Below are 25,797 nucleotides of genomic sequence, written 5' to 3' on the forward strand. Positions count from 1 at the left end.
TTGTTCCAGAAATGAAAAAGAAATATTAAAAGAGAAAGATTTATGACCTATTTGATTTCAAAATCAAAATAAGTTTTTGGAAATGGCTCATTTCTTAAAGTAAAATGCCACCATTCTTCGGCAAGATTATTAAATCCATATTTGTCCATCAAACTTCTTAGTAAAAGTCTATTTGCCCTTTGCTGTGGATCGATGTCTGGATTCTCTGAATGTGATAATTGATTAAAACAATCAAAACCTGTTCCCATATCAATGCTGTTATCTTTAAATCTTTCTTCTACAGATTTATAACATTCGCATTGCTCATTAACATCATATTCAGGTTGCTCTGAAATGGGAATAGGAACAATTGTCAAATCGATTGTACTACCTCGGCTGTGCCCGGATTTTTCTGCAATATATCCATCGATAAATAAATTACTTTTATTAACAGTTGGATAAAATTCTTTTTTTGTAAGAGTGTCGGATAAATCTTTTGCCCATCTAACAAAATGATCAACTGCTTTTTGTGGGCGATATGCATCGTAAATTTTTAAAGATAAATTAAATTTTTTAAGTTCAGCTTGTACTCGTGAAATTGAATCAGCAGCGGTTTGGGTGATGTAACATTTTTCACTTATATATCCATCAACAGGAACTCCGAGAAAATTATGATTTGTTAAATAGCGAAGATCTAAAATTATATCCGGAATTACTTCGCGGATTTCAACAAATCCATCAGGAATATTCTGGGAATAAAACTGATATGATAAAACAATAAAAAATATTAGAATTAATTTTTCATTACTTAAAGATAAAAAATTATTCAGTTTTCCAGTGGCAGTCTGTGCAAAGATGATCTTCAATAGATTCTCCAAGATCAACTGGATGCTGGAATTTTAATCCGTTAAGGTCAACTCTCGTTTTACCTAGATTATCGGTTTGAGAAATTATTTTATGACAACTATTGCAATCATTTGAAATTACTTTTCCGTCATCGCTAACGTGATTGCCATCGTGACATCGGAAACAACCAGGAGTATAAACATGCGAAATATTGTCAGGAAAATGTTTCCAATCTGCGTTCATATAAGGAAAGTAATTTCTCGCATAAATCTTTTTCACTATTTCTATAGCGGAATTAATATTAACTCTTTTAGTTTTATAGATATCCGGGTAATTGGAAATATAAAAACTGTTTACCTGTTGCGGGATGCTTTCAAATGCCTGCTGCTTAGTAACATATTTGTCTTCTAAAACTTCTACTGCAAGACTTTTTATAAAAGGTAATGTTTGATCTATCTTATTATTGGATAACATTTCATTTACCATTTTATCCGGTTGATGATAAATATGGGATGGACGATTGTGACAATCAATACAATCCATTGTTCTAAGATTTTCTTTTTTAAAATTTTTATCATCAAACTTAGAGTTTTTATTTCTAAATATTATTTCTTTTCCATCTTTAGATTTTACTTTAACCCAAGGAATTTCTAATCGTCGCTCATCTGTATGGATATAAGTAATAATATTATCCGGATTAATATGCCAATGTATTCCTTCAATCGCTCCAAGCTCACTTTTCCCACCACCAATCTTAATAAGCATGCTTATATTTGATTTGGTATTCTGCTCATCAGATATGAAATAACTGTAATCAACTTTTTTTTCATTAAAAAAATGTGAGGGAGTATGACATTGTTCGCAAGTGCCTACTGCAGGGCGAAGCTCTTTTACAGGCGTTTCTATCGGTCGCGAAAATTTATCAAACAAAACAGAATACACCTGATAAGCACCAGAAAATTTTGATTTAACATACCAGCTTGTGCCAGAACCAATATGGCAGCCAACACAACCTACGCGCGAATGCGGAGAATCCAGGTATGCAGTGTATTCTGGTTCCATGACATTATGACAAACTGTTCCGCAAAACTCGTCTGTTTCGGTGTACTCATAAGCTTTAAAACTTCCGAATGCGGAGAACAACATCAAAACGATTGTCCCAACAGAAAAAGTAACGAACATCGCTCGCTTTTTAGGATCGTTTAAATCAATTACCGGCAGCCTTTTTTCGCGAATGAGACCTTGACGTTCCCTTTTTCGTTCTCGTAAATATCCATAAGCGATAAGTAATAGACCTACTATCAGGAAAGAGGGAATTATTATGTAGGTAAGAATCCCCATATAGGTATTTTCTTCTGAGCCGAAGAAATCCAATACGAAAAGAAAAATAATTAATCCAAAACTTAATGCCGCTATCGCAGCACCAAACATTGTTATTGGATTATAAACATGTTTTGGGAACACTTCTTTCTTCATATGTTACTTCTATTTTTTGTTTTGAAGTAAATTATCTATAAGCAAAGATCATTGCATAGATGATCCACAAAATCATACTAAACCCAATTATCAACACAGTCCAGCCAAAAGCCGTTAATGCCTTAATAACAATCTCAGGGTATGGTTCAACAATGTGTTTTTCCAATTCACCTTTTCCAGAAGCTCTTTGTATTCAGCGGGTCGATCTAATTTAAATTCCTCTAATGGTACTCTCCCAGTGAAGATACAAACATCAATCGGAAATTTCTCGGGACGTAAGTGAGTATTAAAAAAATGCACAGTAAAAATAAAACCAGTCGCTAATAATGCTTCGTCACTATGGATGATAGTGGCAACGTTTATCATATAACCTGGTATAAATTGTGTGAAGAATTCTGGAAACCAAAGTGTAAACCCTGTTGAACCAATAACGATCATTCCCCAGAAAACAGCAAAGTAATCAAATTTTTCCCAATAAGTCCATCTACCATATTCAGGGCGTTCACCCTTTCCTAAAAACCATTTGATAGAACCGATGAAATCATTTAAATCTTTTTTGTTAAATAATAAAGATCGCGGACCAAGAATTAATTGTTTAAATCCTCCAACTTGTTTTCTTTTGTTTCTAATTAAATCAGTTATATGGACTATAAAAACAATAACCATAACAACAGCTGCAAATCGATGAATATAGCCAGCCATTTCAAATCCGCCAAATAAATGAGAAAGGAATCTAGCCCACCCGGTATACGCAAATTTTACTGTCATACCTGTTATCGCAAGAGAGAGAAAACTTAATATCATAAAAAAGTGCAGACCACGATTTAACCTGGTAAATCTTATTACTTGTTTTCCTTGTCTAAGTGATTCTGACATTGATAAATTAAACTCCTATTAATAAGTCTATTCCGAAGAATTTTTATTTTCGATTTCTTCAGCTAATTTAATTTTTTCTGCTATTTCTTTTCTCCATTTTAAAGATCTTGGAAGCCATAACAAAGTATGAAGGCCTGCAAATATAAAAGTAAATAGTAGAAGTCCTGTCATTCCCCAAAACGTATAAAATAATACTGGATATTTGTCGGGATCATGATGAGTAGCGTGTGTAAAATATCCCGCAAATTGTTTATTAGCATTTGGATGACACTTTTGACAAGTTTCAACAACATTTTTTCGGCTTAAGTGAGAAGCAGGATTTGTTATAGGTAAAATATCATGTGCGCTTATGACAATCGTAACATTTTGCAGTTTTAGTATATCCTAATTGATAGACCTTACCATGGTAAGTATCAAAATAGGTATCAGCAATTTTTTCATGACACTTACCACACTGTTGCATAATTTCTAATTTAAAACCTTCAGTGTCTGCGCGTTTTATCTCATGAGCAGAATGACAATTATTACACCCAGGTAGTGTTTTATCCGAATTTGAAACAAGAGGCGAATGAATACTTTTATCAAATTGCTCTTCAATTCCATGATGACATTTACCACAGGTTTTGGAAATGTTTAAATGATTGACAGATGATTCCTTTTCGGTTTTAGGAAGAATCATATGTTTAGAATGACAATCAGTACAAGTAGCAGTAACTGTTAACCCACTTTTGCTTAGACCTTTTCCATGAATACTTTCAGCAAAATGCGAAACAACATCCTCATTTGTGGTCGATCTGATAGCAGATTTTTCACCCGCTCTATGGCAATTTGCACAAAGCTTTGGAATATTTATTGCAAATGTAGGTGACTTAGAATTTGTGTGTCCTAAAATTTCATGAGTACCGTGACATTCTTTACAACTTGGAGCATCTGGATCATTTTGCGCAAATAAAACACCATGAATACTTTTATTGTATTCTGTTCCTACTTCAGCATGGCAACTTGCGCAATCAACATTTTGTTGAATATTTTCGCAAGGACGATGCTTAAATGGATTATTAATTACATGGCATTGCCCGCAATTAATTTTTTGATGCGATGAGGCTTCTAATTTTTTTACATCTACATATAATGAATGAGCATCAATTGAAGATTTTAAATTTGGATCACTATGACATTTTAGACATTGGTCATTAGCAAATCCCTGACTGTAATATACATTTCTGATTACATGTGGTTGATGGCAATCAACACATGCTGGAAGCACATGGGCTTCCTTTTCCCATAATTCACCGCGAATTATCTTTTGATGAACATTTTCAATATTGGCATGACATTTAGAGCAAGTGTTTGCAATATTATTTCTTGAAATGGTAGAACGCGAATCAGTATGTGGTAATATCCGATGGGCTGTGTGGCACGATGCACAATTTGCCGATACTATTAATCCTTTTTTTAATAAACCCTCGCCATGGATACTTTCAGTATAGTTTTCAAGAATTCTGTCTTGTGGAATATTTCTATACCTCTGAACAGGTGAATTTTCTCTATGACATTTTCCACATAAATAAGGAATATTAGATGCATAGGTTGTGGCTTTTGGATTTTTGATAGATAAAATATTGTGAGTACCATGACAAAAACCACAAGTTGGAGCTAACACATCCCCTTTAGCATTAGCTTTTCCATGAAGGCATTCTTTGTATAAATCAACTTCAACTTGATGGCAGGGAGTACATTGTGCTTTACTGTTGTTTTCATTATGAGGAAATTCCTCAGGATTATAGTTCTGGTGACAGTCTACACAATTGTTTGATTTATGGATTGAGTTTAAAAGAATATTCGGATTGGCATAAAGCGAAATAGTTTTACCATTCTTTGTACCTTCTAATTCCTTATCGTCATGACACATTAAGCAATCATCATTTGATTGCGCAAAATTTGATATAGGGAAATTAATTATTAATAGTAAGCAAAAGAAAAACCATCTTATTTGACTTTTTTTCTTCTTCAAATCAAGTCCTCAGGAATTGTAAAATAAAAGGTTATTATTAAAACTAAAAGTTATATGCTATCATCTGGAATATTAGCTTTGGCCTTTTTAATTCGTTCCAGTTCCAAGGGATGTTCTTCTGCCATTTCTTCTTCAGTAATAGTTCCCTTGAACCAGGCTAGGCTCATCGGATAAACATCCGGGTTGAAAATTACAAAATAAAAATGCCAAATAACTATAGCAAGGAATGCTAGCCACGCTTCATAATAGTGAATTGTACGAGCTATATCCCAATCAAGTTTTGAGAACACTCCAATATAATCAATGTATATCCACATCAATAAACCAGTTAAGCTCATCACTATTGTCCCCCAAATTAAAGCCCAGTACTCAGCTTTTTCAATATAGCTAAATCTGTCTAATTTCGGTTTGGTTTTAGATATTCCCAAATTATATTTTGCAACGCCAATAGCATCGGTAAAATCTTGCAGTTTTGGAAATAAATCGCGGACTAATTCTCTACCTCTTTGGGTGAATGCAATATAATAAATATGATAAAGGCTAACTATTATCATTATAATTGCAGAAATTCTATGTATCCAACTTCTATATACTACCACATCAGTCCAAAAGTCTCTGATATGACTAACCCACCATGAATCAGGATAACGTAACATAAATCCTGTTAAAACTAATATCATAAAACTAAAAGCCATAGTAAAATGTTGAATTCTCTCATTAACAGTCATCCTTAAGTAAAGTGAGTGACCGTGTTTTTCTTCTTGTATTTTACCAAGTTGTTTTAATTTTCTTACCTTAGATTTTTTTATTAGATCTAACAAATTATGTAAAAACATTCCACCAAGAATTGAGAAAAGAAGAAATATATATGTTGTTGAAATCCAATAGAGAATTGGTTCATCTTCTTTGTCTAATGTTACATGGATGCTTCCCTGAGTAAAAGTTTCATTTGCACCAGGATGGCATTTGCCGTATGTTTTTATAAGATTTCCTTTAAAAACCATTGATGTTGGATCAGTAGAAGGTTTGATGTTATGAACACCATGACAACTTCCACAATTTGCTACAGATGCAGATCCGCCGCTTAAAGCCAGCCCATGATAAGATTGTGAAAACGTTTTGTATCTATTTGATGAGATGCCATATTTTTCAGTTAGTTTTACAGATGAATGACAGGGCGAACATATCTCCCTTGAAACATTTTCAAATGCTACCGGTGAGTTTGGATCATCAGTTTTTAAAATGTTATGTTCACCATGACAGTTAGTACATGAAGGGGAATCTCCATTTCCTTTTGCAACTAATTGTCCATGTATACTTTCTGAATATTCTTTCTGAATTTCTGTATGACATTTACCACATGTCTGAGGAATATTTAATTTGTAAACACTTGATCTTGAATCTGTTCCCTTGATTATTTTATGGGAATTATGACAATTTATACAATTCGCAGCATCTCCATTATTCTTGCTATGAAGTGCATACCCATGAACGCTTTTATCATAAGCATGAATAAAACCTGCTGAAGGAGTTGATCTTTCTCTTACATCTTTATTATCTAAATGGCATGACAGGCATAATTTTTCTTGCGCTTTTTTCTTTTCAGCAGTATTGTTTAAAAATGCTTTTTCAGTAATAGGTGATTTATGACAATTAATACAATTTGGTGCTCCCTTGTCTCCAGATTGAAAGGCAGCCGCGTGATCAGAACTAAGATAATTTTCACTTGCTGCTTTGTGGCAGGTTCCGCATGTAGTAGTTAAGTTGGAATTACTCCATTTGCTCTTCGGGTTTTTAGGTGAAACAACATCGTGAATACCGTGACATCCTTTACAGGAGGTATCATTACTTTTTCCAAAGCCTTTAGATTTAATAATTTGAGGATGAAACGAATGCTTTATTAAATCTTTTTGATGACAACTAACACAATTAATTTCTTTAATATTTTCTGCGTGTGGCAAGTTTTCAGCATCAAAATTCTTGTGGCAAGAAACGCAGCTTAATTTTGAATGTGCAGAACTTTTATAAACATCTTCTTTTACGAATAGGGAAATTTCTTTCCCATTTTTTTCCATAGTGAGTTCATTATCACTATGGCACATCAAACAGTCATCAATCGATTGAGCATATATATTTGTGGGTAGAATAACTAATCCGATTACAAGGAGGGTTTGTATCTTTTTTAAGATGTTTGGGAAGCATCTTAATTTTTCGCTTGATGATGAAATCAATGCCATAGATGATAAACTCAAACTTTATTATTCTCCTTTAAGAGTAAGTAACCAATCAACCAAAGTTTTAAGATCTTGATCACTTCCTTTAAAAGAAGATTTATGATCCTTGTCGTTTAACTTGGTTTCTTTTTTTAAATACTTCATTAAAAATTCTTTAGTTTTTTCTTTTCCTACAGTTGAAAGATCAACGGCATCAGATTTTTTAGATTCAATACCAGCAGAAGTAACCGTGTGGCACATTGAACATTTATTGTTCACAAAAATTTGTTTACCGTCATCAACAGGTTGATTAGCAATCGTAAAAGCAAATCCGTATAAAGCAACTATCGTTACAACTAATCCAAGATAAATCAATATATTTTTCATTTTGTTTTTCCTTTTATTGTGAACTACTTAGTTATTGATTTTGTGCCCTTATGTTACAATTAGAATACCACAGTTTCAATGTTAATTATTTGTTAAAAATCCAGTATTATGTTTGTTCAGAATTGCTAATTTCTCAGCTTTGGGAAGTCCATTTGCAACAATTTCGCAAGAATTGGAATGTTTTTTAATTGTTGTCGCATCAAACATTTTCATCGTGATGTTCTAAAAAAAATACTATTAATTAGTTTTTATTGAACACTATTGGAGCAAAAGGATTTAATAATTTTGTACTAAGCGCTGGCCAACAAATTTGGTATTTTAGAGGCAATTTCGTTTAGGTCAAAAGGCTTATAAAAAATTTCATTTACAAATTTCTTAATCATTCCTTCTGGTTCTTTAACTCTGTTGTTAAATACATACGTAAGTATTAATGGAACATCAGCTTTACATTTTTTGAACTCTTCACATTTTAGAATCACCTTCGAATCAGGTTCGGTATCCATAATAACCAAATCAGCTGAACCATTACAAACAAGTGAAGACACAACTTCCATATCGGTAGTTGCAACAACTTTATATTGTGTTTGAAGGTACATAAGAAGACTGTAACACAAGCTAAAATCTGGGCTGTATATAACTATATTTTTCATTTTTTTTGTGATACTTTTCCTCAGTGAGTGGAAAAGTTGATATAATTTTGCTATTTGTGTGCCAATATCGGTTGTAAAGATATAGTGCAGGTAATTGAGAGTTTTTGAAGGATTGTTTGCAAGAATTTTAAATTATATTCTCGCAATTGAAAATCAGTAAAATGGCATTTTAATTATTGAGAATAAATCCAAATAACATAAAAGCTGATAAATCTCTACTAAACTTTAATATCGAGCTCTTTTAATTTGCGATATAATGTTGATAGACCAACTCGCAATGCATCAGCAGTTTTTTCTTTGTTATTATCGTTATTCTCCAAAGCTCGGATGATAAAATCCCTTTCAAACTTTCGCACAGAATCATCAAGTGAGCCGCTAAATGAAAAATCTATTTCATCATTTTTTGGTTTAAACGTTTGTGGTAGTTCCTGCAAGGTAATCATTTCACCTTTACAAAAAATAACAGCTCGTTCAATAATATTTTCGAGTTCTCTAATTTCACCTTTCCACTCGTGATTTAGTATTGCACGCATAGCTTCACTATCAATCCCTTTAATATTCTTATTCAACTCTTTGCGATATTTATCAAGAAAATGATCAGCAAGTAATGGAATATCTTCTTCTCTTTCTTTTAGAGAGGGGAGATGAATATCAACAACATTTATTCTATAAAAAAGATCTTCGCGAAATTTTCCAGTCTTAACTTCTTCTTCAAGATTTCTATTTGTTGTAGCGATAAATCTTGTATTAACGGAAAGCGATACTGTTGTGCCTACTGGAGTATATTCTTTTTCTTGTATTGCTCTTAATAATTTCACCTGAAGCTGAGGAGGCATTTCGCTTATCTCATCTAAAAATAAAGTGCCACCATTTGCAGCTTTCATATAGCCGTCCTTATCAGAAATAGCGCCGGTAAATGCACCTTTCTTATGCCCAAATAATTCGCTTTCAATCAAATTTTCTGAAATGGCTCCACAATTGACTGCGACGAACGGTTTATTTTTTCGATGGCTTTTATAATGTAAAGCACGCGCTACAAGTTCTTTACCTGTTCCACTATTTCCACTTATAAGCACAGTTGAATCAGTTTCTGCTACAGCTTCAATCATCTCATAGACTTTTTTTATATTTATACTTTTACCAACAATATTTTCAAAATCATATTTCCTGTGTATTTCTTCACGCAAGACGCGGTTTTCTAACAGTAATTCTCTTAATTCAAAAAGTCTTTTTGTTTTGATTAGAAGTTCATCAAATTCGATTGGCTTTAAAATGTAATCACTAGCACCATTTCTAAGAGCTGTTATAGCAGTATCTAATGATCCAAATGCTGTTATCATAATAACAGAAGTTTGAAAGTTTAATGTTTTAATCTTTTCTAATAATTCTGTTCCTTTCATAAAAGGCATTTCAATATCTGTTATTACTAGATCAAAATGATTTGCTATCATTTTGTCGTAAGCAATTTTTCCATTCTCAGCTTTATCAACCTGGTAGCCTTCTTTTTCAAGAATATAGAATAATGAATCTCTAATTATTTCTTCATCATCAACTACTAAAATTTTATGAGCCATTTCTAATCCTAATTTCTTTTTTTAACTAATTGGTAATTTTATAATAAATGTTGTGCCTTCGTTAACCTTACTTTTTATTTTAATATCGCCCTGAAAGCTTTTTACAATGCCGTAACTAACCCATAAACCAAGCCCGGTTCCTTTACCTTCTTTTTTGGTTGTAAAAAAGGGCTCAAAAACTTTAGTGATATGTTCTTCTTTGATTCCTGGACCCGTATCGGAAAAAGTTAAAGTTACTTCATCACCATTACACTCCGATTTTACAGAAATTTTTTCAAGTTTACTTGCTCTTTTTTTCTCTGCAATTGCATCCACAGCGTTTAATAATATGTTAACAAACACCTGTTGAATTTGATCAGAAATTAGTGGAAGCATCGGAATATCTTGTGTTAAATCAGTTTCAAAAATTACATCTTTTGCTTTAGTGCCAACTTTCGTTATTTCCACAGCTTCGTGAATAACTTTATTTATGTCTGTTAACGCAAGTTCATAATTTGATGGACGGGAAAAATCCACAAGATCCCTAATGATTTTTGAGATACGAGTGACCTGACTTTTTACCAATCCAAGCTTTTCATTTACAAAAGGATCAGTTGTAATTCTTTGTGCAACTTGAACTAAAGCGGAAATTGATGCAAGTGGATTACCTACTTCGTGCGCTATCCCTGCAGCCAGTGTCCCTATACTTTCCATTTTCTGAGTGTGTATGAGTTGTCTTTCTAAAGTCCTTTTTCTGTTAGATCGCGATGTATCCCAAAATAGCCGGTAACCTTTCCTTCTTTATCTAATATAGGCGAGATTAAAAGTTGAGTAAAAAAAGATTCGCCATTTTTTCTAAGATTTTCAATCTCGCCTACCCAAACTTTTCCACTGGAAATTGTATCCCACATTTTATCCCAAAATTTTGAAGAATTTTTTCCGCTGCCAAATATTTTAGGATTTTTACCAAGCAGTTCTTCTTTAGAATATCCACTTGAAATCTCAAACGCTCTATTTACATAAATCATTTTACCATTAAGATCAGTAATCTGTAATGGATTAACAGTATTCTCAGCAACATTAAAAAATCTTATTAAATCGATTTCTTTTTTCTTTTCTTCGCTGATATCTCTTGCTGTAACAAAGATGAGTTTTTCGTTAAATCCATTACTGGCAAAAGGAACAAAAACTAGATTAACGTTAACAAAGTTTTTGTTAATAAAAAGTCTTGTTTCAATTTCTGATGAAATACCTGTTGAAAACGAGTCTTTAAATAGTAATTCTGTTTTACTTCTATCACAAAGTTCTACATAATCAAAAAATATTTCTGGTTTATTGATATTAAGATCTAAATGATTTCTTGATGATTTGTTTAAAAATTTTATGTCCCCATTTGCATTCAGTAGAAAACACATATCAGGAAAACCGTCAAATAAAGAGAAATCAAATGTTATATTTTCGTTCATTGGGGATAATAATTTTTTTTAATAATTGTTGCGTTAAAATAAGTATTCCTTAACTATTTAATGACATAAAAATAGAAGACTATCACAACATTTTACTATTTTTTGTTTCAGAATGGAATATCTATTTTAATATATGTTTGAAATCAGAAATGTATTTAAGTACAAATTAGTCTGGCTGAACGCAATTTTATGTGTTTTGTTTGGCGCAATATCTTTTTTCTACTTCGAAGCAGCTGCATTACTTTTTGTTTTGTTAAGCAATTTGTTTGATATACTTGGTTATCATTTTTCATTAATCAGGAGAACAAATCAATTACCTGAAAAAATAATAATTCACTCTTACAGAATAAACCAGTTTATGTATGATGCTCTTTTACTCATATTGATTGGAATTCAGTTCGATTGGATAGCTGCACTTGCTGGTTGGGTAATGAAAGAATTCGGTTTGCAGGATGTGTTTTATTATTTGTTCCTTAAAGAAAAACTTCCGCTAAAATGGACTTGGATGAAATGGACCCCACTTGGGTTCTTAAAAGGTGATTTAACAAAATACGAAATTGTTTTTCAGGCTATTGTTGGAGTTTTAATAGCAGTTACGCTTTTAATTTTAAGGTAAAAATTTTATGAAGAATAAAATAAAAATAGGATTGGTTCAGTACTCTCCCGTTTGGGAAGATAAAGCCGAAAGTATTGAAAAAATAAAAACCTTGGTTAACGATGTTTCAAAAATTGATTTATTAATTTTCCCCGAGATGAGTCTTACCGGTTTTACAATGAAATCAGATAAATATACAGAAGATTTAATGGGTGCGAGCTATCTTTTCTTTTCATCACTTGCAAAAGAAAAAAATTGTGCTGTTATGTATGGTTTGATTGAAAAAGGGAAGAGGAAAAATTTTAATACTCTTGTACACTTAAATAATCAAGGAAAAATAATTTCTAAGTACCGAAAAATTCATCCATTTTCATATTCAAAAGAACATATTTTTTATGGAAAAGGAAAAAAAATAACAACTGCAAGAGTTAAAGGATTTAACATTGGACTTTCTATTTGTTATGATTTACGTTTCCCTGAGTTGTATCGTTTTTACGCAAAAGAAAAAGTTCATTTAATAGTTGATATTGCAAATTGGCCTGATACGAGAATCGAACATTGGCGTGCCCTATTAAAAGCTCGTGCAATTGAAAATCAATGTTATGTTGCAGGAATAAATCGTGTTGGCAGTGATCCAAAATTACATTACAATGGATTTAGTTCTGTGTTTGATCCTATGGGAAAAGAAATTGCTGCTTTTGAAAATGATGAGATGATTATCGAAGCAGAAATTGATAAAGTTTATGTGAATGAAGTGCGAAAGAAATTACCTTTTTTGAGTGATTTGAGATTGATATGATTTTTATTTTGCAATTGATAATATTGCTAATATAATTGCCATAACTTTCTGCGAAATTCCTAAATACTTTGTAACAATACCCAAATCATATTTATTCCGATCTTTCTTTGCTAATTCCATTAACAAACTAAATGATTCTTTAAAGGATTCGAGTTTTTCTTTGGAATAATCTTTTAGATCTAAATTATATGGCTGTAAAAAAAGTGCGGAATCATTAATAGATTTTGAATAAAAATTTAATCCAAATAAAATATCCAGTCCCATTCGTTTCTTTACATCAATGCGGAAAAATTTTTTAAATTGTAAATCATTTTTGATTATGGGATTAAAAAACGAAGTGGAATCTTTAATGGAAATATCGTTAAGATTTTCTTGAGAAAAACATTTGCACTGAAAGATAAAGATGCAAATAATAGTTAACTTAAAACATATCATTTGAGATTTAGTTTTTTAAGAACTAGTAAAACTTAAGCTCGACGTAAATCAAATTCAATGGAAATAAAATATAACCAAAATATACTTTTTAGATCCATTAGTTTTCCTTTATAAAAAAGGACTCTTGCGAGTCCTTAATTTGTAATAACAGAATTAATTTCTGATTATCTTAACATAGCGCATAGCTTACTTCAAGTCGAAACGGTCAAGGTTCATAACTTTGTTCCAGGCGGTAACAAAGTCATGCACAAACTTTTCTTTTGCATCATCCTGTGCATAGACTTCTGCAAGTGCACGGAGCTGTGAGTTTGAACCGAAAATCAAATCAACACGGGTTCCCGTCCACTTGAGTTGGTTTGTCTTACGATCGCATCCTTCAAAAGTATCTCCGGTATCAGATATTGGTTTCCACTTGGTGCCCATATCAAGCAAGTTGACAAAGAAGTCGTTAGTTAGTTTTCCAACCTGATCTGTAAACACACCATGTTTTGATTGATCATGGTTTGCACTAAGTACACGCAAACCACCAACGAGCACTGTCATCTCCGGTGCACTTAAAGTAAGTAGCTGTGCTTTGTCTATCAGCATTTCCTCTGCTGAAACTGTGTAAGCTTTCTTTTGATAATTACGGAAACCATCAGCCTCGGGTTCCATTACACTGAATGATTCTACATCGGTCTGAGCTTGTGATGCATCCATACGTCCCGGAGTAAACGGAACTTCAATCTTGTAACCGGCATCTTTAGCTGCTGCTTCAACACCAGCACATCCACCCAGAACGATTAGATCAGCCAGAGAAACTTTTTTGCCATCCTTTTGTGAATTGTTAAAATCTTTCTGAATGCTTTTAAGTTTTTTCAGTACCTTTTCAAGTTGTGCTGGTTGGTTTACTTCCCAGTCCTTTTGTGGTTCTAAACGAATACGCGCACCGTTAGCTCCACCACGCATATCCGAACCACGAAAAGTAGATGCAGAAGCCCACGCAGTAGAAACCAGTTCTGATACTGAGAGTCCTGAATCAACGATTTTAGTTTTGAGTCCTGCAATATCCTTTTTATTAATAAGCTTATGATTAACTGCTGGAACTGGGTCCTGCCATATCAGGTCTGCCTTTGGAACTTCTGGTCCGAGATAACGAGCTTTTGGTCCCATATCACGGTGAGTCAGTTTAAACCATGCTCTTGCAAATGCATCAGCAAATGCTTTTGGATCCTTGTGGAATCTTCGTGAAATAGGTTCGTAAATTGGATCGAAGCGTAAAGATAAATCTGCGGTTGTCATCGTAGGTGGATGCTTCTTGGATGGATCGTGAGCATCCGGTATCATATGTTCTGGTTTAACGTTCTTAGCTTGCCACTGCCATGCACCAGCCGGGCTTTTAACCTTTTCCCACTCGTAACCAAAAAGCATATCAAAATATCCCATATCCCATTTTGTTGGATTTGGCTTCCACGCACCTTCTAATCCGCTTGTAGTTGCATGCTGAGCTTTACCAGTTCCAAATTTATTGATCCAGCCTAAACCCTGTTCTTCTATAGGTGCAGCTTCTGGTTCGGGACCAACTAACTTTGGATCACCTGCGCCATGCATTTTACCAAATGTGTGTCCACCAGCAGTTAGAGCTACGGTTTCTTCATCATTCATAGCCATACGTGCAAATGTTTCGCGCACATCACGACCTGAAGCTACTGGATCTGGATTGCCATTCGGACCTTCGGGATTTACATAGATTAGTCCCATCTGTACAGCGGCTAAAGGATTCTCGAGCTCGCGTTCACCACTATAACGTTTATCTCCCAGCCATGTATCTTCGTTGCCCCAGTAGATGTCTTCTTCTGGCTGATAGATGTCAGCGCGTCCACCTCCGAAACCAAATGTCTTGAAGCCCATCGATTCTAATGCGCTGTTGCCGGCTAAGATAAAAAGGTCAGCCCAGGAAATTTTGTTTCCATATTTTTGTTTGATAGGCCAGAGCAGACGGCGTGCTTTATCAAGGTTGCCATTGTCAGGCCAACTGTTTATAGGAGCAAAACGTTGATTACCTGTTCCGCCTCCACCGCGACCATCAGCAGTTCGGTAAGTTCCGGCACTGTGCCATGCCATACGAATAAACAAACTCCCATAATGACCCCAGTCAGCAGGCCACCAATCTTGCGACTCAGTCATCAGAGCATAAAGATCTTTCTTCAGTGCTTTCATATCAAGTTTCTTAAATTCTTTAGCATAATCGAAATCCGGATCCATCGGGTTGGAAGCCGGTGCATGTTGGTGAAGGATGCCAAGGTTCAACTGATTGGGCCACCAATCTCTGTTCGATGTGCCTTTGCCAGTGGTATGGTTGTGAGCCCCGTGCGGTACAGGACATTTACTTTCATCACTCATATTAGTTCTCCATTTAGTTATATAATTTATTTGTATTAAAATTTTCTTTGATCTCTAATCGTTTTGTCTTAATCATTAAAAGATGAATTGTAACTCCTATTGCAATTGCAAATAAAATTAATTTGATATAAAGTTCATTTGTAAGTAGAAAGGCTGATAAAAAAATTGATGTCCAAAGTGTAATTATGTTTACAATTTTTGCATTACGAGTTAGTCCCGTTTTATTTTGATAATTATCAATATATCCGCCAAGTATTTTATGATTTCTTAACCACTCATTTGCTTTTGGTGAGCTTTTTAGAAAACAAATTGAGGCTAGAATCAGAAAAATAGTTGTGGGTAAAAGCGGTAGAAAAATTCCAATTACGCCGATTGCAACAAGAACAAATCCACTTAATAGATAGAAATATTTTACAAATGGCGAAATGGGGATTGTTTGTTCTTTCATAACTAAGCAGTATTAAAATTAAGTTGAATTTATTACTAAGATATAATATGAAATTATAATCCGTTAATATCAAATTGATTATCTCTATACTATTATAGATAAGATTTATAACAACCATTTTAGCGAAAATTCCACAATTTTAAGTTAAAGATTTGTTAATTTTACACAGAAAATATATGACGATTACACAATTAGAATACATAATAGCGGTTAATAATTACAAAAGTTTTTCTGTGGCTGCAAATCACTGTTTTGTAACGCAGCCAACTTTAAGTATGCAGATTCAGAAGCTGGAAGAGGAGCTTGGTGTTGCTATTTTTGATAGAAGTAAAAACCCAATTTCTGCTACCGATGTTGGTGAAAAACTTATCAGACAAGCAAAAATAATAATTGAAGAACGAGATCGTTTTCAAAATATTATTGAGAATGTAAAAGGTGAGTTTAGTGGAATTTTAAGAGTTGGAATAATCCCAACTATTGCCCCATTTTTACTTCCACTATTTTTACAATCATTTTTAGACAATTATCCAAAAGTAGAATTGATATTTGATGAACTTACAACAAATGAAATTGTTTCTGGAATTCATAAATCAACTTTAGATTTTGGAATACTTGCTTTACCGATAAATGATTCCGGAATTGTTGAAGAATCACTTTACTATGAACCATTTGTCGCTTTCATTCCTGAAAAACACAAATTATTTACTAAAGAAAAAATAAGTGTTGATGATATTTATGTAAATGATTTATTACTTTTAAAAGAAGGGCATTGCTTGCGCGAACAAACACTGAAAGTCTGTAGAACATCTGAAAAAGAATGGCGAGATGACCACAATAAAATTTTATTTGAGTTTGGAAGTCTGGACACATTAATAAATTTGGTCCAGCAAAATTTTGGAGTCACTTTACTTCCTTATTTATCTGTAAAGTTTATGAAAGATGATTCTCAATTAAATCTGGTTCGTGAGTTTAATCCTCCAGTTCCTAAAAGAGAAATCGGACTGGTTTATGGAAAAACATTTATTAAAAAACATTTAGTCCAAGCTTTGAAAAAAGAAATTCTGAACGTCGTTCCAAGAGAACTAACTGATAAAAAAGAAGGGTTGATAATTCATTAATATGTTTACAATAAAAAGAAAAATAAATTTTTTTGACTGCGATCCAGCAGGAATAATTTTTTACTCTAGAATTTTTGAGTTTTGTCATTCTGCTTATGAGCAGATGATTTCCAGCTTTGATTTAAAAGAAAATTATTGGATGAATGAGGATTATGTTGTCCCAATTATTCATTCTGAAAGCGAGTATGTTAAACCAATTAAATTTGGTGATGAAATTTCAATCAATGTTCAAGTTTCACAACTTAAAAATTCTTCGTTTGAACTTACTTATGTGATAAAAAAAGAAAAAATTTTATGCTGCCATGCAAAAACTGTTCACGTTTTTGTAGATAAAAAAAGTTGGAAGAAACAAGAGATGTTTAAAGACTTAACAGAGGGATTGAAGAAACATAACAATTAAAACATCTTTCTGATTTTTTCTCTTTCTAATTTTCCCAAACTTGTTCGGGGTAATTTATCAGTAAAGTAAAACTGTTTGGGAATTTTAAAACCTGCTAATTTTTGTCTTAATTTTTCCTTTATAATATTTTCTTCAAGTTCTGAATCATCAATAACTAAAGCACAAGCGATAATTTGTCCCCAAGTTTTATCCTGTTTAGAAAACACACATGTATCTCTAATGCCTTCAATTCGAAGAATAGCTTTTTCAACTTCAATGGAATTCACATTTTCTCCACCTGTAACTATTAAATCATTTCTTCGTGCTTCAATAAACAAATAACCTTCCTCATCAACATAACCTAAATCACCTGAGTGATAAAAACCATTAACTAAATTAGCATCAGTTTCTTTTTCGTCATCAAGATATTGTTTAAACAAAGAATTTGATTTGATAAGTATTTCAGATTCATTTGAAATATTAATCTCAACATTATTTAAAGACTTTCCAACGGAATGCGGTTTAGTTTTTATTTCATCAGCTGAGATTGCTGTGATCATCGAAGCAGTTTCCGATGAACCGTAAACACGAACAGGTTTCCAGCCAAGATTATTTGCCTCAATAATTAAATTATCTTCAATAAACCCACCACCTACAAGTGTAACCTGTAAAGACTGATTAGCTCTTAGTTCCAGATGAATAAATTTCAATAGTTGTGCGGAAACAAGAGAAATATGAGTAGGGTTTAATTTTGTGATTGCTGTAACTAAATCATATGTTTTCAAAGTTTCAGAGATTGCAATTGAACAACCGTAAAAAAGTGAGCGGCAAATAATTTGAAATCCACCAATGTGATAAAAGGGAAGCGAAGCTAACCATCGATCTTTTTCTTGATGCAGTAATATCTGATTTCCATTTTCAATACTATTAATTAGGGAAGAAAAAGTATGAACAACTCCTTTTGGCCTACTTGATGAACCTGAAGTAAAGACAACAACTGCTTCACTATTTAAATCTGGATGTGAAAATGGAGTTACTGCGGAATTGGAGATTGAAATTTTATTTAACTCAATTAACTCTAAATCTTTTTGCAAGAGATTAATTGATAAATCTTTATCAGTTATTAAAAACCTAAAATTATAATCTTTAATTAGGGAGGAAATTTCATCATCAAGTAGTTTAGTATTAATGGGAACAGGTATAGCACCCAAATTCCAGATTGCAATTGTGGTTTCTATAAACTTAAGCTGATCTTCAATACATATAGGGATATAATTATTTTTTTTAATCCCTGAACTTAAAAATGAGTGAGCAATTTTATTTGAATTGGCGAAAAGCTTTTGATACGAAATTGATTTATCTGATTTAATAATTGCTGTTAAATCTTTTCTACTAGAAAAATTAAAAAGGCTATCTATGGATTTTGAATTCATCTTATAAAATTATCTATAAGATTATTATAAAATAATTCCGACTGAGAGAAGCAAACCATACAATGCGGAAAACTTTGCTGAGAGTTCTAGTGTTTTGTTTAGCTGAGTACCCGTTAAGGCATAAATCATTTTTACAAGCGAAATTGCAAGAGGTAACGTTATGTATGGAAGAAATATCCACAAGTTAAAATTATATTTAAAGTGGAGCAGAAATGGAACGAAGAAAGAAATTAGGATAAAAAATACATATTCAAATCTGGAAAATTCTTTTCCGAGTAAAACTGCAAGTGTGTTTTTGCCAGCTGTTCTGTCTTCTTCAATATCACGATAATTGTTTACTATCAAGATATTGGTTATCAAGGCACCAACTGGAAGTGAAATTAGAAATGCAAGTGAAGTAAATTGTTGTGCATGTAAATAGTAAGTCCCAACTGTTCCCACAATTCCAAAAAAGATAAAAACAAATAAATCTCCAAGTCCATTGTAAGCCAAAGGAAATGGTCCTGCCGTGTATGCTAATCCTGCAACAATTGAAAAGATCCCTATCCATAAAATCATTAACCCGACAAAATAAACAAGGTACAATCCAAGTAAAAAGGCGAGAAGGAAAATTAAAAAAATTCCCCATTTCATTTCTTTAACAGTTATTAATCCTGATGCTAAAACTCTGAGTGGACCTTTTCTTTCTTTAGTATCAGTACCCTTTAAATAATCATATAAATCATTTGTAAAGTTTGTACCGATCTGGATTAACAGTGAACATAGAATCGCAATAATTGAGTAAGCTGGAAAAAAGATACCATGATAAACAGCTAAAGCTGAACCGACCATAACGGGAACTAAGGCTGCTGGAAGTGTTCGAGGTCTGCTTGCTAATATCCAACTTTGAAGTTTTGAAATATTTCTTTTCTCTTTATTCATTACGGAAGTTTGGGGAACTTTTTAAAATTAGGTTTACGTTTTTCGTTATAAGCTTTTTTACCTTCCTGTGCTTCTTCACTCATATAATAAAGTAGAGTTGCGTTACCAGCAAGTTCCTGAATTCCTGCTTGTCCATCAAGTTCAGCATTAAACGCAGATTTTAAAACGCGAATTGCCATTGGACTATGCTGCAAAATTTCATTAGCCCATTGAATACCTTCTACTTCAAGTTTCTCAATAGGTACTACTTTGTTTACAAGTCCCATTTGCAAAGCCTCTTGTGCACTATATTGTTTGCACAAGTACCAAATTTCTCTTGCCTTCTTCTGTCCAACCATTCTTGCAAGATAACTTGAACCGAATCCGCCATCAAAGCTTCCGACTTTTGGTCCCGTTTGTCCGAAGATTGCGTTATCAGCGGCAATAGTTAAATCGCAAATAACATGAAGTACATGGCCACCGCCAATCGCGTATCCAGCAACAAGAGCGATAACAACTTTTGGAATACTGCGAATCAATTTCTGAAGATCTAATACGTTTAATCTTGGTACTCCATCCTTTCCCACATAACCCATATCGCCGCGAATACTTTGATCACCGCCGGAGCAGAAAGCGTACTTACCATCCTTTGCTGGGCCATAGCCTGTAAATAGAATTACGCCAATGGATTGATCTTCACGTGCATCAGAAAACGCATCATACATTTCAAATACGGTTTCTGGTCTAAAAGCATTTCTTTTTTCTGGTCTGTTAATTGTTATTTTCGAAATGCCATCCATCTTTTCGTAAATGATGTCTTTGTAGTCTTTTGCTTTTTTCCATTTAATCGTCATAATAAATCCTTGATTAAAATTGTCCTAAATAATTTAAAACTATTTCAATAAATCTTTTAGAATCTTCAAGATGAGTATTGTGTCCGGAGTTACGAACAATTTTATGTTTTGCTTTAAAAAATCTTTTAGCAAGTCTCGCATTTATTCCGGTAAACTTGCTATCAAGATCTCCGGTTATAAGTAAAACTTTAAGTGGCATCTTTTTCAATTTATCATGAACCGAGGGCATAATCCCTGTGCTAAAACCCTTTAGAGAATTTGCATAACCGATTTTACTGCCAGAAGCTTTTTTCTTTTTTATTTTTTTCAACTTATCATTTGAAAATCTTCTTTGAGTGTTAAATATTTCCTGATCCTGCCACATCTCAATAAATTCTTCAAGAGTATGAGTTGCGATAAACTCGGCAATTTTTAAATCTTCCTCATATCTTTTCTGTCGCTCTTCTTCGTTTTTAATTCCAGCAGATGAACTTTCAAGAATTACTCCTTTTAAATCATCCGGGTAAATGGAAGCATAACTAAGCGCAATCCTTCCGCCCATTGAATATCCCAAAAGAAATATTTTTTCTTTGGTAAGATGCTCTTTTATAAATTTGATCTGCTCAAGTAAAGATTCCACATTGTACTTAGTTGTATCACCTGGCGCATCACTTTTTCCGTGTCCAACTATATCCATTGCAATGTAATTATATTTATCGGGCATTTGTTCAAAAACAGGAAACCAATCTTCAGCACAGCCTGTAAATCCGTGTAAAAATAAAATACAGTCTTTTGATTTATCAATTGGTTTAAGATGTTCTAAATTTATTTTTACACCATTAACATCAATCTTCATAACTCCTCTGAATAATTTTCTACAAACTTATTAACTTTTTTCCAATATTTTTTTCTTAATGATAGAGAATATTCCGAATTAGTTTTAATTTCAAACACAACCGGTTTTTTTCTAACAGATGAAACTTTTATATGATTAACAATATCCTGCTGTGTTTTTAATTCCTTAAAATCAATCTCAAAAGCCTCGGTTAGTTTTTTACAAGAAATATTTGCAGGTGTTAAAAAATATTTTTCAAAAATATTTTTATGTTCAACAATGGGAATAAATCTAAAAATTGCTCCGCCATTATTATTAATTAGTATTATGATTAATGGAATATTGTATTGTTTAGCAATCCATAAACTATTTAAATCATAATAAAAAGATAAATCACCTATAACAAGATAAGTGGGATTTTTTGATTTAGCGCAAATTCCTAATGCTGTTGAAGTAATACCATCTATCCCGCTTGCACCTCTGTTTTGATAAACATTAATATTTTTATTTACCGCGGATGCAAAAAAATCAAGATCACGAACTGGAATACTATTTCCGATCATTAAATTAGAATCCGGCGGTATTGAATCAATCACATTTAACAGAACACCGGTTTCATTTATTTTTTTTGAGATTGTAAAGATTTTAGATTTGATATTTTCAATTTGTCTATCCAAATATTTTAGATTTTTTAGACCTTTCGAAAAATCATTTTGATTTGTGCTAACAAGATTAATCAGAGTATTTAAAAATACTTCTTTACTGCTTTTTAGTAATCTAAACTTGGGCGAAGGATCGTAAACATCTGCAAAATTATTAATAGTAAATCCCTTAGGTTTAACTAAAGAAAAATACTCTTCTAATTTTGGAGATGTGAGTGGTCTGCCAAAATGTAAAACAAATTTAGGAGAAAATATTTTAAAAAAAGATTCATCTCTTAAAAGCGCATCATAATTTGAAATAAGATTTGAAAATGATTTAGATCTAAATCTTAAACTGCTGGAGGCATCGGCAAAAACGGGTAAAGAGAACTTAATTGAAAAATTTTCAAGTTCATCATAAAATTGATCACTAAAATTTCCAGGACCAACTGTTATCAATCCGGCAACTTGTTTTTTTAGGAGGCTGACAACCAGTTTTAGAGATGGCTCATTAATAATCGATGATTTATTTGCGTTTATTTCTTTAATCTCATCAGCCAAAGACTCTAATAACATATTTTCTTCAATTTCATCAGTAAAAGAATTTGGTTCAAGTGGTTTTTCAAATGGAAAGTTGAAATGAACTGGTCCAACATTTTGATAACTGCAAATATCAAACGCTTTTATGGCGGCTGTTTTTAATCCTTTAATCTTTTTTAAATTGATGTTTGGTAACCCGGAATCATAAAAAAACCTTACATGATTATGATAAAGATGATCTTGATTAATAGTTTGATTTTCCCCTGTGTTGCGTAAGCGAGCCGGTCTATCGGCAGTGCAAACAATTAATGGAACTCTATTTTGATATGCTTCAATTATTGCCGGGTATAATTCAGCAGCTGCAGTGCCTGATGTTGTAATTATTAAAACAGGGGCGTTAGTTTTTTTTGCAATACCAAGCGCAAAAAATCCTGAGGTTCTTTCATCAATAATGACGTAGGACTTTATTTTTTTATTTTGTGAAAGTGCGTAAGTAAGTGGGGTGCTTCTTGAACCTGGGGAGATACAAGCATGTTTAACACCGCACTCAGCTAGCTGATCAAAAAAAATGTTTGCCCAAAATCCATTACGATTAATTTTTATCAGCATTATTGAATAACGATAGTATTGGTTTCAATTTTAATTGTGTCTCTTCAAATTCCTCTTTTGGATCAGAGCCTTCAACAATTCCACAGCCGGCATAAGCGTAAAGTTTGTTATCTTTTACTAATGCTGAACGAATAGTTACAAAAAATTCTCCATAATTATCTGCATTAAACCATCCAATAATACCTGAAAACAAACCTCGATCAAATGCTTCAGTTTTCTCAATCATTTTTAAGGATTGTTCTTTTGGAATACCGCAAACTGCTGGAGTAGGGAACAGTGAGGAAATAATTTTAAATATTTCATCTTTTGATTTTAATGTTCCTGTAACCGATGTTTGAAGATGCTGAATGTTTGGTAATTTTTTAACAACGGGATTCTCATCAATTTCAACTTTATCAACATAATTAAAAATAGATTTTTTAATGTAATCGATTACTGCTTCATGTTCGATATTATTTTTATCGCTTTTTAAAAGTTCATCTTCCAATTGTTTATCCTGAACAGGGTCTTTACCTCGCATTATTGATCCAGCCAAAGCCTCAGTGAAAAAAGTATTGCCGGAATATTTTATTAATATTTCAGGTGTTGAGCCAAAGAAAATAGATTTTCCTGATTTATATAAAAAATTTGTACACGATGGATATCTAACATTCAATTCTGTAATTGTTTTCTGCCAGTTAATTTCTGAGTCTAATTCATTTTCAACCCTGCGAGCAATTACAACTTTTTCAATCTCTTCACGTTTTATTTCATTAACAACAGAATCAATTTGTGTTTCCCAGTTTTCAAAATCATTTAAACTATTTACATCTTTAAGAATTGTTCGATCGCTGCTGCTTTCATGCAAGCGATTTTCAAGATTGTAAATTAACTCTGTTTCGCGTTCAAGAAATTCACTAAAATTTTCATGATGTGAAAAACTTTCCGAGAAAAAGTTTGAGATAATAAAACAAGTTCCAGAATGTTGAAATAGAATTATTTTCGGAACAATAAAATCGATGTCGTTAAAATCATTCCACTCATCAGAATTCTTATTAACAGGAAATTTTGCAGAGGTAATGAATATCGGAAGATTAAACTTATCAAACTCACTATGATTTGAAACCAATTTACTTTTTAAAATCGATATCTCTCTTGCAAGCAATTCATAATTATCAAAATTAAAAGATTGCTTGTTAAGAATTTCAAACGACAAAAATGAAATATTCTCATCAGGTTCAGAGTAATAAAAAACATCATCTGCTTTTGCGGCAAAATGATCAAGCAGCAAAGTAAACTTTAATGCGCTGATCTTGGCAGCATAACTAAAAAAAACTTTATTAGGATCGCTTAGATTTTCAGATAAATCGTTTGCAGTATTTGCCGTTATTTGTGAAGTGTTGCTCATATATCTCTATTGTTTTCTATAACAAAATTAAGTTATTACTTTAAAAGTTCATAAAAAGAGGACTAGAAATTCATATCTTTTTCAACTGTGTCTAAAATTCGCAGATAACTATCATATCTTTCATACGAAATATCGCCACTTTCTAACGCATTTATTACTCCGCAGTCAGGTTCGTGATGATGAGTACAGGTATTAAATCTGCATTTGCTGATAAAGCTTTCAAATTCTTTAAAGTAATGTCCCAAATCTTCTTTCCTAATTCCAAACGGATCAATCTCCCGGACTCCAGGAGTATCGATAATATAAGTGGTCTCACCCACAAAAATCATAACACTTGTAACCGTAGTGTGAGTTCCTTTTGATGTGTAATTGCTTATCTCGCCAACTTTGAGATTTAAATCTGGATAGAGAAGATTTAGTAAAGATGATTTACCAACTCCGGATTGTCCCCAAAAAAGATTTTTTTTACCCTTTAAATATTTTGCAAGATCAACAAATCCGGAATAATTTTTTGCCGATGTAAGAAAAACTCTGTATCCAATTTTTTTGTAAAGATTAGCCCATTCAACAAGTGCAGATTCTTCTGCAAGATCAGTTTTATTGATGATGATATTTGTTTTGATGTGTGAACTTTCACAAGCAACTAAAAATCTATCAAGTGTTTTGTTATTAAAATCAGGCTCTAATGTGCTTGTTACGACAAAAATATTATCTAGGTTTGATGCTATTATCTGTTCAAGTCTTTCACCACGGAAACTTGCGCCGCGTGTTTTTATTGCTTTACGGGATATAAAATTTTTTCGTGGAAGTATTTCATAAATAACACCTGTGCCATCATCATTTACATCATAAAGAACGGAATCACCAACAGCAGCAAAATCCCTATTAAAAAGTTTATCCTTTTTAAGATTAAAATCTTTTTTAAATTTTCCCTTCAGAGAGCATCTGATAAGTGTGTGATCTTTTTCTGAAAACACATACAGATCTTTGCTTTCTGATCTTG

Annotated in this window: 25 protein-coding genes; 4 read left to right on the plus strand and 21 right to left on the minus strand. The window is 32.7% G+C overall.

The window, feature by feature from the left end; all coding sequences use genetic code 11:
* Positions 1-47: 47 nt before the first annotated feature.
* The 11 genes from IPJ23_19330 to IPJ23_19380 all read right to left on the minus strand — a co-directional run bounded on the left by IPJ23_19330 (position 48) and on the right by IPJ23_19380 (position 11,460).
* Entirely contained in the window at positions 48-773 is a 726-nt protein-coding gene (locus IPJ23_19330) for a M15 family metallopeptidase (protein MBK7632786.1), read from the minus strand.
* Positions 774-801: 28 nt separating this feature from the next.
* Positions 802-2,301 carry a NapC/NirT family cytochrome c gene (locus IPJ23_19335; GenBank protein ID MBK7632787.1) on the minus strand — a complete coding sequence of 500 codons (1,500 nt, stop codon included), beginning with the start codon at positions 2,299-2,301 and terminating at the stop codon, positions 802-804.
* 114 nt (positions 2,302-2,415) lie between these two features.
* Positions 2,416-3,177 carry a cytochrome b/b6 domain-containing protein gene (locus tag IPJ23_19340; GenBank protein MBK7632788.1) on the minus strand — a complete coding sequence of 254 codons (762 nt, stop codon included), beginning with the start codon at positions 3,175-3,177 and terminating at the stop codon, positions 2,416-2,418.
* 27 nt (positions 3,178-3,204) lie between these two features.
* Entirely contained in the window at positions 3,205-3,348 is a 144-nt protein-coding gene (locus IPJ23_19345) for a hypothetical protein (protein MBK7632789.1), read from the minus strand.
* A 166-nt stretch (positions 3,349-3,514) separates the two neighbouring features.
* The gene (locus IPJ23_19350) at positions 3,515-5,089 is read right to left on the minus strand and encodes a hypothetical protein (protein ID MBK7632790.1); all 1,575 of its coding nucleotides are present in this window, start codon (positions 5,087-5,089) and stop codon (positions 3,515-3,517) included.
* A 152-nt stretch (positions 5,090-5,241) separates the two neighbouring features.
* Positions 5,242-7,443: a cytochrome b/b6 domain-containing protein gene (locus IPJ23_19355; protein MBK7632791.1), complete on the minus strand. Its 2,202-nt coding sequence runs from the start codon at positions 7,441-7,443 to the stop codon at positions 5,242-5,244.
* A gap of 6 nt (positions 7,444-7,449) precedes the next feature.
* Positions 7,450-7,791, minus strand: coding sequence for a cytochrome c (locus IPJ23_19360; GenBank protein MBK7632792.1), 342 nt, complete (start codon positions 7,789-7,791; stop codon positions 7,450-7,452).
* Positions 7,792-8,081: 290 nt separating this feature from the next.
* Positions 8,082-8,387 (minus strand): hypothetical protein, encoded by a 306-nt coding sequence (locus tag IPJ23_19365; GenBank protein ID MBK7632793.1) that lies wholly within the window; start codon positions 8,385-8,387, stop codon positions 8,082-8,084.
* 272 nt (positions 8,388-8,659) lie between these two features.
* Positions 8,660-10,015, minus strand: a complete 1,356-nt coding sequence (locus IPJ23_19370) for a sigma-54-dependent Fis family transcriptional regulator (GenBank protein ID MBK7632794.1) — start codon at positions 10,013-10,015, stop codon at positions 8,660-8,662.
* Between the two features lie 21 nt (positions 10,016-10,036).
* The gene (locus tag IPJ23_19375) at positions 10,037-10,708 is read right to left on the minus strand and encodes a GHKL domain-containing protein (GenBank protein MBK7632795.1); all 672 of its coding nucleotides are present in this window, start codon (positions 10,706-10,708) and stop codon (positions 10,037-10,039) included.
* Between the two features lie 26 nt (positions 10,709-10,734).
* Positions 10,735-11,460 carry a PAS domain S-box protein gene (locus IPJ23_19380; GenBank protein ID MBK7632796.1) on the minus strand — a complete coding sequence of 242 codons (726 nt, stop codon included), beginning with the start codon at positions 11,458-11,460 and terminating at the stop codon, positions 10,735-10,737.
* 133 nt (positions 11,461-11,593) lie between these two features.
* Here IPJ23_19380 and IPJ23_19385 point away from each other — a divergent pair, with 133 nt between their 5' ends.
* Both IPJ23_19385 and IPJ23_19390 read left to right on the plus strand, forming a co-directional pair.
* On the plus strand, positions 11,594-12,076 hold the full coding sequence (locus IPJ23_19385) for a hypothetical protein (GenBank protein MBK7632797.1): 483 nt from the start codon (positions 11,594-11,596) through the stop codon (positions 12,074-12,076).
* 7 nt (positions 12,077-12,083) lie between these two features.
* A complete protein-coding gene (locus IPJ23_19390; GenBank protein ID MBK7632798.1) occupies positions 12,084-12,854 on the plus strand; it encodes a hypothetical protein in 771 nt (256 codons plus the stop codon).
* 3 nt (positions 12,855-12,857) lie between these two features.
* On the opposite strand, the gene IPJ23_19395 is transcribed toward IPJ23_19390, so the two are convergent.
* From IPJ23_19395 to IPJ23_19405, 3 genes are all read right to left on the minus strand, one after another.
* On the minus strand, positions 12,858-13,118 hold the full coding sequence (locus IPJ23_19395) for a hypothetical protein (GenBank protein ID MBK7632799.1): 261 nt from the start codon (positions 13,116-13,118) through the stop codon (positions 12,858-12,860).
* A gap of 357 nt (positions 13,119-13,475) precedes the next feature.
* The gene (gene katG / locus IPJ23_19400; GenBank protein MBK7632800.1) at positions 13,476-15,671 is read right to left on the minus strand and encodes a catalase/peroxidase HPI; all 2,196 of its coding nucleotides are present in this window, start codon (positions 15,669-15,671) and stop codon (positions 13,476-13,478) included.
* A gap of 13 nt (positions 15,672-15,684) precedes the next feature.
* Positions 15,685-16,119: a YbaN family protein gene (locus tag IPJ23_19405; protein ID MBK7632801.1), complete on the minus strand. Its 435-nt coding sequence runs from the start codon at positions 16,117-16,119 to the stop codon at positions 15,685-15,687.
* 176 nt (positions 16,120-16,295) lie between these two features.
* Here IPJ23_19405 and IPJ23_19410 point away from each other — a divergent pair, with 176 nt between their 5' ends.
* Positions 16,296-17,237: a hydrogen peroxide-inducible genes activator gene (locus IPJ23_19410; protein MBK7632802.1), complete on the plus strand. Its 942-nt coding sequence runs from the start codon at positions 16,296-16,298 to the stop codon at positions 17,235-17,237.
* Between the two features lies 1 nt (position 17,238).
* Positions 17,239-17,637 (plus strand): acyl-CoA thioesterase, encoded by a 399-nt coding sequence (locus tag IPJ23_19415; protein ID MBK7632803.1) that lies wholly within the window; start codon positions 17,239-17,241, stop codon positions 17,635-17,637.
* Here IPJ23_19415 and menE read toward each other — a convergent pair.
* The 7 genes from menE to rsgA all read right to left on the minus strand — a co-directional run bounded on the left by menE (position 17,634) and on the right by rsgA (position 25,771).
* The gene (menE, locus tag IPJ23_19420; GenBank protein ID MBK7632804.1) at positions 17,634-19,049 is read right to left on the minus strand and encodes an o-succinylbenzoate--CoA ligase; all 1,416 of its coding nucleotides are present in this window, start codon (positions 19,047-19,049) and stop codon (positions 17,634-17,636) included. The genes IPJ23_19415 and menE overlap by 4 nt on opposite strands.
* A gap of 24 nt (positions 19,050-19,073) precedes the next feature.
* Positions 19,074-19,970 carry a 1,4-dihydroxy-2-naphthoate polyprenyltransferase gene (locus IPJ23_19425; GenBank protein MBK7632805.1) on the minus strand — a complete coding sequence of 299 codons (897 nt, stop codon included), beginning with the start codon at positions 19,968-19,970 and terminating at the stop codon, positions 19,074-19,076.
* Positions 19,970-20,803: a 1,4-dihydroxy-2-naphthoyl-CoA synthase gene (menB, locus tag IPJ23_19430; protein MBK7632806.1), complete on the minus strand. Its 834-nt coding sequence runs from the start codon at positions 20,801-20,803 to the stop codon at positions 19,970-19,972. Before menB ends, IPJ23_19425 begins: the two co-directional genes overlap by 1 nt.
* 13 nt (positions 20,804-20,816) lie before the next feature.
* Positions 20,817-21,638, minus strand: a complete 822-nt coding sequence (gene menH, locus IPJ23_19435; GenBank protein MBK7632807.1) for a 2-succinyl-6-hydroxy-2,4-cyclohexadiene-1-carboxylate synthase — start codon at positions 21,636-21,638, stop codon at positions 20,817-20,819.
* Positions 21,635-23,407 (minus strand): 2-succinyl-5-enolpyruvyl-6-hydroxy-3-cyclohexene-1-carboxylic-acid synthase, encoded by a 1,773-nt coding sequence (gene menD / locus IPJ23_19440; GenBank protein ID MBK7632808.1) that lies wholly within the window; start codon positions 23,405-23,407, stop codon positions 21,635-21,637. The genes menH and menD overlap by 4 nt, the downstream gene beginning before the upstream one ends.
* Entirely contained in the window at positions 23,391-24,794 is a 1,404-nt protein-coding gene (locus tag IPJ23_19445; protein ID MBK7632809.1) for an isochorismate synthase, read from the minus strand. The genes menD and IPJ23_19445 overlap by 17 nt, the downstream gene beginning before the upstream one ends.
* A gap of 62 nt (positions 24,795-24,856) precedes the next feature.
* The gene (gene rsgA / locus IPJ23_19450; GenBank protein ID MBK7632810.1) at positions 24,857-25,771 is read right to left on the minus strand and encodes a ribosome small subunit-dependent GTPase A; all 915 of its coding nucleotides are present in this window, start codon (positions 25,769-25,771) and stop codon (positions 24,857-24,859) included.
* Positions 25,772-25,797 lie beyond the last annotated feature (26 nt).

It is taken from the genome of Ignavibacteriales bacterium (assembly GCA_016709765.1).
In the GTDB taxonomy this organism is placed as follows: Bacteria; Bacteroidota; Ignavibacteria; order Ignavibacteriales; family Ignavibacteriaceae; genus IGN3.